General features: G+C 60.7%; 8 protein-coding genes and 3 pseudogenes. 2 read left to right on the top strand and 9 right to left on the bottom strand.

The window, feature by feature from the left end:
• Nucleotides 1-2 precede the first annotated feature (2 nt).
• A complete protein-coding gene (locus ABIA90_RS25825; protein WP_247344925.1) occupies nt 3-794 on the bottom strand; it encodes an enoyl-CoA hydratase/isomerase family protein in 792 nt (263 codons plus the stop codon).
• 106 nt (nt 795-900) lie between these two features.
• Between ABIA90_RS25825 and ABIA90_RS25820 the strand changes: the two genes are divergently transcribed.
• Nucleotides 901-1,686: an IclR family transcriptional regulator gene (locus ABIA90_RS25820; RefSeq protein WP_247344921.1), complete on the top strand. Its 786-nt coding sequence runs from the start codon at nt 901-903 to the stop codon at nt 1,684-1,686.
• Between the two features lie 100 nt (nt 1,687-1,786).
• Here the strand turns inward: ABIA90_RS25820 and ABIA90_RS25815 are convergent, their stop codons facing one another.
• The 3 genes and pseudogenes from ABIA90_RS25815 to ABIA90_RS25805 all read right to left on the bottom strand — a co-directional run.
• Complete coding sequence (locus ABIA90_RS25815; protein WP_354119675.1) at nt 1,787-3,397, bottom strand: gamma-glutamyltransferase family protein; 1,611 nt, start codon at nt 3,395-3,397, stop codon at nt 1,787-1,789.
• A 20-nt stretch (nt 3,398-3,417) separates the two neighbouring features.
• Nucleotides 3,418-3,996, bottom strand: a pseudogene (locus ABIA90_RS25810) (aminotransferase class III-fold pyridoxal phosphate-dependent enzyme); the annotation flags it as partial.
• A gap of 216 nt (nt 3,997-4,212) precedes the next feature.
• A pseudogene (locus ABIA90_RS25805) lies at nt 4,213-4,446 on the bottom strand (response regulator); the annotation flags it as partial.
• A gap of 698 nt (nt 4,447-5,144) precedes the next feature.
• On the opposite strand from ABIA90_RS25805, the gene ABIA90_RS25800 reads away from it, so the two are divergent.
• A complete protein-coding gene (locus tag ABIA90_RS25800) occupies nt 5,145-7,703 on the top strand; it encodes an ATP-binding protein (RefSeq protein ID WP_354119676.1) in 2,559 nt (852 codons plus the stop codon).
• A 521-nt stretch (nt 7,704-8,224) separates the two neighbouring features.
• On the opposite strand, the gene ABIA90_RS25795 is transcribed toward ABIA90_RS25800, so the two are convergent.
• The 5 genes and pseudogenes from ABIA90_RS25795 to ABIA90_RS25780 form a co-directional block, all read right to left on the bottom strand.
• The gene (locus tag ABIA90_RS25795; protein WP_354119943.1) at nt 8,225-8,980 is read right to left on the bottom strand and encodes a response regulator; all 756 of its coding nucleotides are present in this window, start codon (nt 8,978-8,980) and stop codon (nt 8,225-8,227) included.
• A 14-nt stretch (nt 8,981-8,994) separates the two neighbouring features.
• The gene (locus tag ABIA90_RS45620; protein ID WP_502917996.1) at nt 8,995-9,339 is read right to left on the bottom strand and encodes a hypothetical protein; all 345 of its coding nucleotides are present in this window, start codon (nt 9,337-9,339) and stop codon (nt 8,995-8,997) included.
• A gap of 264 nt (nt 9,340-9,603) precedes the next feature.
• Nucleotides 9,604-10,386: a 2-keto-4-pentenoate hydratase gene (locus tag ABIA90_RS25790; protein WP_038944236.1), complete on the bottom strand. Its 783-nt coding sequence runs from the start codon at nt 10,384-10,386 to the stop codon at nt 9,604-9,606.
• Nucleotides 10,387-10,961: 575 nt separating this feature from the next.
• Nucleotides 10,962-11,924: an ABC transporter substrate-binding protein gene (locus ABIA90_RS25785; RefSeq protein ID WP_354122483.1), complete on the bottom strand. Its 963-nt coding sequence runs from the start codon at nt 11,922-11,924 to the stop codon at nt 10,962-10,964.
• 202 nt (nt 11,925-12,126) lie between these two features.
• Nucleotides 12,127-13,184 (bottom strand): annotated as a pseudogene (locus tag ABIA90_RS25780) (class I SAM-dependent methyltransferase).
• Between the last annotated feature and the right edge of the window lie 57 nt (nt 13,185-13,241).

The following is a 13,241-nucleotide window of genomic DNA, read 5'->3' as shown; positions in this document are numbered from 1 at the left end:
GCTCAATCCTTCGACGAGGATTGCGCGAGGAACGCCGTCACGGCGTCCCGATGCTCCGCGCTGGTGTAGCAGATGGCCTGCGCCTGGCTGCCGAGACTGAAGATGTCATGCGCGGAGTGCTCGAAGGTCTCGTTCAGGATCTTCTTGCCTAGCGCCAGCGCGGTGGGAGATCCCTGCGCCAGCTCAGTCGCCCAGGCCCGCGCCGCCGGCAGCAGCTCGGTCGAGGCCACCTTGCGATCGACGATGCCGAGCGAGAGCGCTTCATCGGCCTCGACGACGCGCCCGGTGAAAATCAGCTCCTTTGCCTTCGCAAGCCCGACCCGGCGAGGCAGGAAATACAGGCCGCCGCCGTCGGGTATCAGGCCTCGCTTGATGTAGGACCAGGTGAATTTCGATCGTTCCGTTGCCATGACGAAGTCGCAGGCAAGCGCGGTGTCCGCACCGAGGCCCGCCGCGGCGCCGTTGACGGCGGCAATCGTCGGTTTCGGCAGGCCCAGCAGGAACGACTGCACGTGGTGCACGCCCTGCTGACGGCTCCATCCGTTGAATGCGACTTCGCCCTGCGGCGCTTCGAGCCGGCGCTTCATTCCGCTGATATCGCCGCCGGCGCAGAAGGCGTTGCCGCGCCCGGTCAGCACCAGGGCCTTGATCGCCCTGTCGCGGGAGACGGTTTCGAGCGCACTGACGAACTCGGTGCGCATGTCGTCGCTCATGGCATTGCGCCGTTCCGGCCGGTTGAATGCGATCGTCGCGACACCGGCGTCGACGGAAAACTCGATGAGCTGATAGGACATGGCAAGCTCCGTGGTTGGAGTTCTTCTTCCCGGTGCCTATAGCGGCTTGCAACCTCCGGAACATCCCCCTAATTCCACTGAGTGGAAATGCCGCGGGAGGCTGGATGTGGTGCGGGCGCGCAGATATGCGGGCGGGGTTGATGGCAACCGGTCGCTCGAAAGGGGCATCGAAATCCTTCGGGCTTTCCGGCCCGGCGTCGACACGCTGGGCAACGGCGAGATTGCGGAACGAACCGGATTGCCGCGATCGACGGTCAGCCGGCTGACACGAACGCTGGTCAATTCCGGGATGCTCGACCAGGTCCGCACCGAAAGGGCCTACCGCCTGGCCGCGTCCGTCATCAGTATCGGTCACGCGATGCGGACAGGATCACCCGTGCTCAACGCGATCGGCGCGATGATGCGGGCAGAATCGGCGAAGCGCCGGCTCAACGTGGGGCTTGCGACCGCGGATCGAACCATGATGGTCTACCTCGAATCGATCCGCTACAGCCCCCGCGCGGCGCTGCGCAACGTGGTCGCCGGGCAGCAGGTGCCGATGGAGTTGACGTCGCTCGGTCGTGCCTATCTGGCCGGCATTGCCGGGGCCGAGCGCGAGCGATTGCTAAGACTGTTCAAACGGCGCAGCGATGCGGCCACGAAGGCGCTGCTTGCGGACGTCAGGACATCGATCAGCTCCGTCGAACGCGACGGCTATTGCGCGGTGTCGTGGCAGCCTGCCGTTCTTGCCGTCGCAACGCCCATCGTGCTCGACGGGCTTCCGGTCTACGCACTGAACATGAGCCTGCAAAATGTCGATCGGTCCGATGCACTGGCGAGCGAGATCGGCTCGTACCTCAACGCCTTCGCAGCCAAGTGCAAGGAGGCGCTGGCGGGTCGTGAATCCGAATGACGCGATGGCCGACGAAGAGGGGCGCTATCGCATCTCCGGGGCTCCTCCGGCCGTCGAGCGAAAAATCAAAAAGCGAATTTCCCTTCTGATTGCGTCCCGTTCACAGGGCGACGACATACCCGTCCCGCCTCGGATCGGCGGCACCCGTCATCACTCCGGTTTCCGGATCGAGCGCGATGGCCTGCATGCCGCCGCAGAGCATGGTCCACCCGGTGTCCAGGATCTCGATCTCGTGGCCGCGGCCTTTCAGTTCGGCGATCGTTTCCGGCGCGATGCGGTTCTCCGCTTGAATGAAGCGGCCATCCCAAAGCCGCGCACGCGGCGCCTCGATAGCCTGCTGCAGCGGAAGGCCGAACTCGACATACTGCACGAAAGCCTGAGCCTGGGTTTGCGGGATGCCGTAGCTGCCGGGCGTACCCAGCGCGAGCACCGGACGGTTGCTCCGCGTCGCGAGCGATGGCGCCATGGTCATCGGCAATGCGTCGCCTGGTTTGGCCAGGTTGGGGCTTCCCGGCTGCACATCAGCCCAATGGAGATGATTGTTGAGGCAAACGCCGGTCCCGGGCACCACAACGCCGCTGCCGAACGGGCTGCCGAGACTCTGCGTGATGCAGATCAGATTGCCCTCGGCGTCTGCGATCGAGAACGAGGTGGTATGCCCGGGATCGGCACGATCTTGCGGCATCCATTGCTCGGTGGGGCCAGTGATCGGCTGGCCGTCGCTCACGCGCTGCCGCAGCCGCGCGATCACCGTGTCGGACAAGGCGCCGGCTGCTTGATCCAGTCCCAGATTGCCGTGTGCGATCCGCTCGCGGGCTGCAAGACGGATCGCGCGATAGACCGTGTCGAGATGATCCGCGCCGTCCTTCGGCAGGCGCCCAAGGTCGTAACCTTCAAAAATTTTGAGGGTCAGAGCCAGTTGGAAACCGCCGCATTGCGACGCCGGGACGTGAAGCTCGAGCCCTCGATACGACACGGTCAGGGTATCGAGCCAATGCGGCTTGACGGAAACGAAATCGGCCAGTGTCAGGCTGCCGCCGAGCGTACGGAGATAGTCTATGATCCGCCGGCCGAGCTTGCCGCCATACAGATGCTCCGGCCCCAATTCGGAGATCTCCGCAAGCGTCCGCGCGAGTTCAGGCTGAGGGATGATGCTGCCGAGCTTCACCGGTATGCCGTCCGGCAGGTAGTTCTTGACCAGCGCGCTGTGTAACTCCGGCCAGGGCTCGAGCAGCGGCACTTGCTCGTTGATCTCATCGCGACCGAAATCCGAAAGAGCAAAGCCGTCGCGCGCCAGCGTCATCGCCGGAGCCAGGACATCGGGAAGCGATTTGCGTCCAAAGCGCGAGAGCAGCTCACACCAGCCCGCGAGATTTCCGGGCGTTGAGGCCGCCTGCGCGCCGCGCTCGAGCTCGAGGCGGCTGGTGTATCTGCCGACCGGGAAGCTCGCGGGCGTCGGCGGCGCGAAGTCGAGCACGCGAACGCGCTTCTCGCTTGCGACCCAGATCGTGGCCAGTCCAAACCCGGCAAGGCCCGACATGAACGGTTCGACCACATTGAGGGCGGCCGCGGTGGCAACGGCCGCATCGAAAGCGTTGCCGCCCTGGATCAGGAGCCGTGCACCAGCCTGCGCCGCAAGCGGATGCGCGGCAACGACCATGCCGTGCCGCGAGAATAGCGTCGGACGCCCATATGTCCTGGCGAGTTGCACCTGTTCAGGCTTCCCCGCGATCAACGACCGCTCGCCGCTGCCTGGATCGCCTCCGACATGATCTCAAGACCGCGATCGATTTCGGCCTCGGACACCGTGAGCGGCGGCGCGATTCGGAACACCCCGCCCATGCTGGGCAGCTTGACGATATTCATGCTGAGACCACGACGCATGGTTTCCTCCATGATCCGCGCGCCGAGTTCGAAGCCCGGCGCCTTCGACTGCCGGTCGACGACGATTTCAAGACCGAGCAGAAGCCCGCGGCCTCTGACGTCGCCGACGCATTCGAACCTTTGTTGCAACGACAGCAATCCATCCCGGAGCCTGTTGCCCCTGGCGGTCGCCTGCGCGACCAGCCCGTCGCGCGCGACCACGTCGAGCACCGTCACGCCGATCGCGGCGGGCAAGGGATCGGAGACATGCGTGGTGTAGAACAGGAAGCCGCGCTCGAACGCGGTTTGCTCGATGGCCTGGGTCGTCATGACAGCGGCGAGCGGCAGGCCGGCACCGAGCGTCTTCGACAGCGTAAGAATGTCCGGCACTACGCCGTCGCGCTCGAAGGCAAACATGTGCCCGGTGCGGCCAATTCCGGTCTGGGCCGCGTACTCGCCTTTGGTCAGCAGCACGGTATTGCCCTCGGGGCCAGCAAGGTGCAGCGCGCGTCTATAAAGCTGCCATCCACCGAACCTAAATCCTCCCCGTTCGGGGTCACGCGCGCGAGCCAGTTTTCCCATTTTCCTGCGCCTGAGCACGGCGCGTACGCGGGCGAGAAGCTCCCTCATGCCGAATGGCTTTGCCAGGTGGTCATCGGCTCCCATTTCCAGCGCGATTACGCGATCACTCTCGTCGCATTGATGATCGGTCGTCACGATAATCGGCAGGTCGGAGCGGGATCGTATCTCGCGCAAAGGCCGGAGGCGATCATCGCCTCCCAATGGCAGATCAAGGACGATCAGGCTTAGATTGCTTGCCTCGAAATCCTGGCGGCTTGTGCGCCAGTCTGGGACAGCACGGACCGGCATGTTGTGCGCCTCGAAGAAGCTGGCCAGTGACCGCCGAATACCGGGATCGCCGTCGATAAGGAGAACTGGTGGGGACGAGCATTTGCGCCGTGTCTGTTCTGATGAGTGCAGTGCCTTCGCGGACGCTCATGCTTGCTCTCTTGCTTGTGGGCTGCTCGCCAAGAATCCAATTCGTGTACGAGCCATATAGATGTTGGCTCGAGCAGCCGACAGTTCTGCTGCATCTAGAAGTGCGCTCCGGAGCACTCACTAGGACGCGCAGCGACAAGGACATTCCACACGCACCCTTCTGGCACCTTGGCTAGTTTGCACATGACACACGAATGACACGCGCATGACATTTTCATGTCAAATCGGAGCCCGCGTCACCTCATCGACCGAAGTAGTTCCAATCGCTACCCTTCAGGGACCGGGGTGAGCGCGCGATCTGCTCGCCGAAGCACGGTCAACCACGAGACTGCCAGCATCGATTCAGAGATTTGCTGGATCCGGGGGCCCGTTGCCCGCGTAACCGGGTTTTCCAAGACTGAAACAGAGCCGTAACACGGCGTAGCGATTTTGCAATAAATACCAAGGAGGCTTGCATGAAGCGGGACAGGCGTAGCTGTGATGACGCAGAGCGGATGGGACAACGGATGCGTCAGCGACACCGTTGGGCCGTCGACCCAGACAGATGCGACATTGTTTTCAACTAGCCCGGACGCCAGGATGGAGCACGATGAGAGGTGACTCTCCTGCTGCGGTTACATGTGCTGATCGTTGTCGCGTTGCTGCCCGCGATCGCGCTTCTGATCTACAATGAATTCGACCTGCGTCGAACTCGCCAGATTGAGGTGCAGGGTCAGGCTCTCAACCTCGCCGAACTCGCCGCTGCTGAGCAACGGCAGATCGTCCAGGGAATTCACCAGGCGCTGATTGCCTTGTCGGAACTTCCTGCGATAAAGGCAAAGGACGCCGCGGGATGCAATGCTTACCTCACCAAGATTAAGCAACGATATCCGGGGTTCATCAGTTTCATCGTGGTCGACAGAAATGGCAACTCGTTCTGCGATGCAACCGACGACCACAAGCCCTCGACCGCGGCAGGTAGACCCTACTTTGCGGATGTCCTGAGAACCGGTGAATTTACAGTCGGCCAGTTCGCGATTGGCCGCCAGACCGGCCGGAACGTCCTTCATTTCGCCCTGCCGTTCTTCGGCGATGATGACCGCGTCGGCGGTGTCGTTATAGCCGCTCTCGGCCTGGATTGGCTGGCCGACTCCCTCAATCGGCGGAATGTTCCGCCTGGTGCCGCGCTTGCCGTCGTCGACCGGAATGGCACATACCTTGCCCACTACCCCGACAATGCCCGGTTTGTCGGCCGCAAGATGGCTAGGGACCATGATCTAAGCCGCAACGATCGCACCACGGCCGATCTCGTTGACCGCGATGGCGTTGAACGGATCGTGGGCTACTCGACGCTGAAAGATGTTTCCGGAGGGCTTCTCATCGGCTTTGGCCTGGACAAGGCCCGGGCATTCGCCGAGATCCAACGCGGTACTCAGAGGGGGATCCTTCAGATCGTGCTGAGCACGGCACTGGTTCTGATCCTGACATCGTTAAGCGCCCGTCGATTTATCCATCGCCCGCTCGGGAAGCTCGTCGATGCCGCCAATCAATGGCGCTTCGGCAAATTCGACCAGCGTGTGGACATCCACGGTACGTCAGAAATAGCAAGAGTGGCCGAGGCATTCAATACGATGGCAGACGCGCTGGACCAGCGTGAGCATGAATTGTCCGAAGCAAAGGAGAAAGCAGAGGAAGATGCAGCTCGGATCACGATGATCTTCGAGAGTACCACCGACGGCGTGATCATAGTCGATCGAGACTGGTCGGTGAGTTATCTCAACGGACCTGCCAAGCTGCGACTGGCCCATGACCGAGATGTCATCGGCCTGCCCCTTGCGGAAGCCTTTCCCGCCACCGCCGATCTCGTCCTCCTGAAGCAAATTCGTGAGGCGGCGTCGGAGCAACGACCGATCTTTCTCGAGACGTTTTGTCAACGCACTCAAATCTGGTACACAATAAGCGCGTTCCCATCGAGTCAGGGCTTGGCGGTCTTCCTACGGGATATCACCGAACACAAGCACGCCCTTGAGGCACGGCGTTCGATGGAAGAGCAACTCCATCAGAGTCAAAAGATGGAGTCGGTCGGCCAGCTTACCGGCGGCGTTGCTCATGACTTCAATAACCTCCTTACCGTCATTTCCGCGAACCTTGAGCTCATCGAAAGCACGACGGATCCTGGCACAATCGGTCGGTGTGCCGAGGCCGCGCGACGCGCTACTGATCGGGGTGCAAAGCTGACGGCCCAACTACTCGCCTTCTCGCGGCGACAGGCACTAAGGCCGGAGTTGGTCGATGCAAACGAGCTCATTTTCGAGTTTCAAGGGCTCATTCAACAGGCGGTCGGGGACGGCTGCGAAGTCCGGCTGCAGACGGATGAGAAGCTGTGGCTGTGCCATGTCGATCCTGCTCTGCTGGAGACCGCTCTGCTTAACCTCGCCCTGAATGCTCGGGACGCCATGGCGGAAAGAGGTGTTCTCCGCATCGAGACGCAGAACACTGTGGTGGAATTGGGCATGCCTGAATGTTCTCCAGGATCGTACGTTCGCCTGTCCGTCACAGATAACGGCAGCGGAATGCCTCGCGAAGTGCAGGATCGGGTGTTTGAGCCTTTCTTCACGACCAAAGAGCTTGGTAAGGGTACGGGGCTCGGGCTCAGCATGGTCTATGGCTTTGTCCGACAATCCGGAGGACATATAGCTGTGCAGAGTGCACCGGGAGCAGGTACCACGATCACGCTATATCTGCCTGCAAGCAGACGGGAGCGCGACACCAAACCGCATGCCACCGAGACGCACGCACTGCCCGCGGGCTCGGAGAGAGTTTTAGTCGTCGAAGACAACGATGATCTCCTGAACGTCACTTCGGCAATGCTGTCCACATTCGGCTATCAGGTTTCCTGTGCCCACAATGGCGCAGAAGCGCTTCGGACCCTCCAGAGTGACCAACCGTTCGAACTTCTGTTCAGCGATATCGTGATGCCAAACGGAATAAACGGCATTGAGCTAGCCCGCGAAGCGAGGCGGCTACGCAAGGATATCAAGATCCTGCTCACCTCGGGTTACGCCGAGGGCATGCTGCAACGAAATGATGCCGTTGGCGAATTTCCTGTTATCGACAAGCCCTTCAGCTTAGCCGACCTCGCGAGACGTGTCCGCTCAACCTTGCACGAAGCATGATCTCTTGCCCGACCGGATGGCTTTATGCTCTATCTAACAGATGGAGCCCCACCGCCTCTTGGTAGGGAGCGACTGGTCCCATTGAGTCTTCGTCAGGCACTCCTCTGGCTAAACGAAAACCAACTCTACGAGGCTGGGTCTTTCTGGGCATAGCGGAGAGCAGCTTAGCCGCAATACCGGCAAAACCAAGTTTGCGTCTGAAGCGAGGATGGATTCCTGCAAGGTTTACCACTATTGCCTTCGCTCCATATCCCCCGCGACACGCGCTGCGTGCCATCTAACCACGCGTTCGTAACATGCTTGGATGGCATGGGGCGTGTCATCGATCTCAAATCGAACCAACTCGGCTTCGTCTGAGCCAATCCCACGCCTCTAGCGCGGTCTCGATATCATTACATTCGATCGTCTTGGCTTGTAGAGGTGCAAACCCCATCAGCCCGGGTGTGCCCCCTAAGGATCTTGTCCACAAAAATAGCCGGCGCGACGATAGCACCAGCGCAAGTCAACGCCATAACTATGCTTTAGAAACGCCCGACTGGCAGCGCGAAAACATAACCGACGCCGCGCTCGGTCTGGATTACCCGCGGCGCGTCCGGATCGACTTCCAGCTTCCGCCGCAACCGCAAGATCTGCACGTCGATACTGCGATCGAAAATATCCTCATGGACCCGTGTCGCCCGCAGCAGATACTCGCGCGAAAGCGGTCGCTGCGGTGACTCAAGAAAAGCCAGCAACAGCGCATACTCGCCCTTGCTCAAAGCAACCGACTTTTCGTTGGCGTCGACGAGCCTGCGTCTGCGACGCTCGAGTCGCCAGCCATGAAATCTATATCCTCCCCGCTCTGGATGGCGGATCCGGTCGGCTTGTCCCATTTCCTGACGTCGCAGCACCGCGCGAATGCGAGCAAGCAATTCTCGCAGGCTGAACGGCTTCAGGAGATAGTCATCCGCACCGAGCTCGAGGCCGACGATCCGGTCGATTTCGTCGGGATGATGGCCGGTGATGATAATGACCGGAATATCCGAATCCGAACGAATGTCCCTCAGGATATCGAGACCATCGTCCTGACCGAGCCGGAGATCGAGAATGATCAGGCCGGGCTCGGAGCATTCAAGATGACGGGTCAATTCGGCCCGGCTTGACGCAGCTTTCACCGACACAAAGTAATCTTCGAGGTATCGGGTCAGCATCTGGCGTATCTCCGGATCATCGTCGACCACGATGATGTGGCCGATGTTCTCGGTCCTCGGCTGATCATCACATTCTCTTGCCGCCACGTCGAACTGCCCCTTCAAAGGATCGATGGCGCTCTGACCGGAGCGCAGCAGGCGTAATTGCTAGAGCATTCTACGCCCAGCGAACCTATCGGCCGGCCGCTGCGCGGCTCAACTTGTACTGCCGCAGTCATGCCAGCCGTAAGCACAATGCCCGTGGGAACTTCATCGATATGGATGCGAATCGGAATGCGTTGGGCCAGGCGTACCCAGGTGAAGATGGGATTGACGGTCGCCCCCCTTGATTGTTGGGCTGCGCGTTCGCAACGTTGATTGGGCGGGCGATGCTGTCGGGAGCCGATGGCGATGCCAAGTGGACGCTCCAGCCCAGGGGTAATATCGGCGATCGGGTCCCCATGCATCGGCACAAGGACTTGCGTTTCAGGCTGGGCACTCGAATTCAGGTTCAATCTCATTGGTCGAGGTCAACTGGCGCTGGATAATTGATATTTGATCCCGACAAACGCGCCGTCCAATATCTTTGGGGCTCTTCCTTGGTAGCTTTTAGCACTGACGTTGAACTGCGCCCCGTTCGGGACAGTGCCTGGACCTAGCGAAGAAAGGCGATCTTGCTGTAGGCCTCACGGAAGACCTCTGTTCGTCATCGGTGATTTGGATCGGGATGGTCACGCATAGGTCACCGCCACCTTGTTGAACGGGCCGAAGTCGGCCACGTAGGTCTCGCCTGGCTTCGGCCGTAGCATGCCCGTTAGCGTACCGGTGCTGATCATCTGGCTGGCCTTCAGGCCAATTCCAGTACGCGACAGTTCGTTCGCGAGCCATGTCAGTGGCACCATGGGATGATCCAGCGCTTCCGCTGCAATCCCCTTCCGGCGCTGCGTGCCGTTGCACGTGAGGACGACCTCCTGATTTGCTACGTCTCGCCTGCGCCAATCTTCGATCGGAGGTCCGAAGACGATGGCGCCCGAGCCCGCACCATCGGCGAGGATCGCCGTCAGCGGCGGAAAGGCGCCATCATGCACAAAGCGGCATTCCGAAAGTTCGATGCCTGGATGCAGGGAGACAACGGCCTCCGTCACTTCCTCCATCGAGTAAGGCTTCTCTCGCGGCGGAAGGTCTGCACCCAGGCGGGCCTGGTATTCGACCTCCGGAATCGGACTGCACTGCCTTGCGTGTTCGACCGTCGCCGGCGACGACTTAAGAGTGCCGAAGACGCGCCCGTAGATGGGCGCGTCCGTCCGCAACTGTTGTTGCAGCCTTCTGTTCATCGCCGCGATCTTCCAGCCCGCAACCTCCCAACCGAGCGCTTCTTCCACCATTCGGGCGATCCGGTACGCCGTCTCCTTATCAGGAGGAACAAGGCTCTCGTCCAGGCCACTCTGCTGTCGTCCCTCGCGGCGGAGCTTCGCGAGAAGGACAGCGAGTTCGTGTTGCCGTGACATGTCCATGGTCTACCCTTGTGCCAAAGAAGTCGCCTTCGCCGTCGGGACCGGAGGTGCTTGCAGGTCTGTAAGCGTCCGTCGGCGAGCTCTCCAGGTCTGCTCAGACTCGCGTGAAGGCAGGTGAGAAGCATACCGTCCATGTAAAGCGGCGGTCCCACAGACTCCGGTCGATGTTGTAGAAGCTCGATCCTCGGCAGGTGGGCGCCAGAGCGGCCGACCGTCTGGCGGCGACTTCCCGGCCGGTCAGTACAACAACCCGGACTGCCGGTCCAAGATCGAAACAGCTGCTCGGTATCGGCCCGACTGGAGACTGACCAAGAGTCGTTCTCCCTTCTTGATAGAGACGATAGGTCGACCCATCCTCGCAGTCCAAGACGATCAAAGACATACTTCAGATGTGAGACGACTTGGCGAAACGATTTCACACGTCGCGATCGATCTCGATCGAACCATCGTCGGTATTGGATCGAAACGTCACAGCCCAATATCGCTCTTAAGGACCGAAACGGAATTGGGATTTGAAATCGCGACAGCGAAGAGCTTGCCGATGCTCTCGGGCCCTCTGGCACCGGCGTTGGACGTCAGTTCCCCTGTCTTTCCTGGATGAACGGAAAGAAAATGTCCTGCCATTTGGCCGGCCTTGACTTGATCTGGCCGGTTCTCTGCATGAAATCCGCGTATGTCATGACGCCGCCGGGCGACACGCTGAACACATTCTCGGGATCCCGCAGGATGCGTTCGACGTACTCCACGTTCATGGATTTCGATGGCTCGAGCCTGAGATAAAGCGCCGCCGCCCTGGCGGGATCTTCCTTGATCCGGTTCATCGCGGCGTCCATGGCGGTCACCATCGCCAATGAGACCTTCGGATTCCTGTCGACGAAGCGTGCGTTCGCCGCGAGCAGAACGAAGGTCGATGACTTGCCGAGGATATCCTCGGAGCTCAACACCCTGTGCACCCGCTTGTCGTCAGCTTCAAACTGGGCAAATGGCGCGTTGGTGAAATGCGCTGATACTTCGGTGCCCGCCAGCATGGCGGACATCGCATCCGGATGCGGCAGCGCCACAACATTGGTGTCCAGCTTCTTCGGATCGCCCAAAAACTTCTCCGCGGCCATGCGAAGGCAGAGATTCTGGGGCGAGGTGTTGGCCGGCGTTGCAATGCGGTCTTGCGGGGAGAAGTCCGCAATCGTCTTTATCCGGTCGACGACCGTGTTGAGCACCATGGGGAACGACGAGCAACTGGCCAGTCCCTTGACGCCACCACGTGTCTTCTCTGCGATGATCAGCAGCGATGGGACTCCCATCACGCCCATGTCCGCTGTCCCAGCGAGGAGTCCCTCGTTGACGGCCGTCGCGCCGCTAACCCTCTGGAGCTTCAACTCGGCGCGCGGCTCCCCCTGCTCGGCAAGAGCAGCGCCGAGAAGCTTCTCCTCCTCGATCAACATCAACGGGAGATACGAGACGCCATACTGGATAATGGCGCGAACTTCGGCGGCCGACTGGGCTCTTGCGAGGGCTGGCAGCGCCATCGCGCCGGCCATAGCGCGAAACGCCTTGCGACGCGAAATTTTATTCCTTGGCATGTTTCCCTATTTCTAATGTCTACGCTTTCGCTTCTCTGGTGGGTACGGGCGCTGCTGCTTGAGATGATCCCCTGCTCCACCAACCGGTTGAGTTCGGACTCCGGCATCGCGAGGTCGCCCTGTACGACTTCGGTGGTGTGAGATCCGGGTCGCGGCAGTCCTACGGCCGCGCCTCAAGGATCAGGTAAAAGGGCGTCTCAGCGGCGCGACGGAAGCGCGAGAAGCCCCCCTGACGGGCGACCTCCCGCAACCTCGCCTCGCCGGCCTGGGCGCCGAGAGCAAGACCGACCTCCTGGTCCAGCGACGCCGGTGTGCAGATCATGGTCGATGCCGCGTAATACAAGCGCCCGACCGGATTAAAATTGTCCTCTGGTCGATCGTTGGCAAAAGGCTCGATCAAGAGACAGGTGCCGTCATCAGCAAGCGTTGAGCGGGTGTGCATGAGCGCGCCAACCGGATCGCCCATGTCGTGCAGGCAATCAAAGAAACACACCAGGTCATAGCCATTTCAGGGAAGCGTCTTGGCAGATTGCGGTTCGAAATATACGCGATCCGTAGCCCTTCCTCTCTGGTCAATTCGCGCGCGGCCTGGACCGAGCCCTCATGGTAATCGAAGCCGAAAAAGATGGACTTCGGGAACGCCTCAGCCATCAACCGGGTCGAACCCCCGTGGCCGCACCCGACGTCGGCGACCTTGGCACCGCGTTCGAGCCTGTCGACTACTCCATCAAGCGCGGGCAGCCATTCCTTCACAAGATGATGCTTGTAGCCCGTGCGGAAGAAGCGCGCCGTTCCGCAGAACAGACATTCGCTGCGCCTATTCCAGCCGACTCCCCGGTCGGTCTTGAAGGCATCCAAGATCATGGGCTCATCAAGGAAAGTGGCCGACACGAGGTTCCCGACCGCCCCCACGAAGACAGGGCTATCCTCGTCAGCGAGCGCCAGAATCTGTTCTGGTAGCATCGAGAACTTGCACGATGCGGAGTTGTATTCGACATAGCCTGAATCGGCCTGCGCCGACAGCCATTCACGGACGTAACGCTCCGCCGTGCCAATCGCCTGAGCCAACGCAGCGGGATTCATTTCGCCGCCCCGCGCGAGGGCCTTGTAAAGCCCAAGCTTGTCTCCAATCAGCATAAGCGACGCGTTCATTGCGGCGCCGACGTCACCGATCATCTTTCCCATGAAGGAATTGAGACGTTCTTCATCGATTTCCATTGCGTTTCTCCACTTCTTCATGCGCGAGCTGGCTCAGTAATCCAGAGGTCATGTTAC

The sequence above is a fragment of the Bradyrhizobium sp. LA6.8 genome, from assembly GCF_040547935.1.
Lineage (GTDB): Bacteria > Pseudomonadota > Alphaproteobacteria > Rhizobiales > Xanthobacteraceae > Bradyrhizobium > Bradyrhizobium barranii.
The sequence above is the reverse complement of the archived record's forward strand: the minus strand, read 5'-3'. Positions and strand labels throughout refer to the sequence as shown.

What these genes read in the sequence shown, in the direction of transcription:
- ABIA90_RS25825 (WP_247344925.1), bottom strand. Translation starts at nt 794, where the DNA reads ATGTCCTATCAGCTCATCGAGTTTTCCGTCGACGCCGGTGTCGCGACG.
- ABIA90_RS25790 (WP_038944236.1), bottom strand. Translation starts at nt 10,386, where the DNA reads ATGGACATGTCACGGCAACACGAACTCGCTGTCCTTCTCGCGAAGCTC.
- ABIA90_RS45620 (WP_502917996.1), bottom strand. Translation starts at nt 9,339, where the DNA reads ATGCATGGGGACCCGATCGCCGATATTACCCCTGGGCTGGAGCGTCCA.
- ABIA90_RS25785 (WP_354122483.1), bottom strand. Translation starts at nt 11,924, where the DNA reads ATGGCCGGCGCGATGGCGCTGCCAGCCCTCGCAAGAGCCCAGTCGGCC.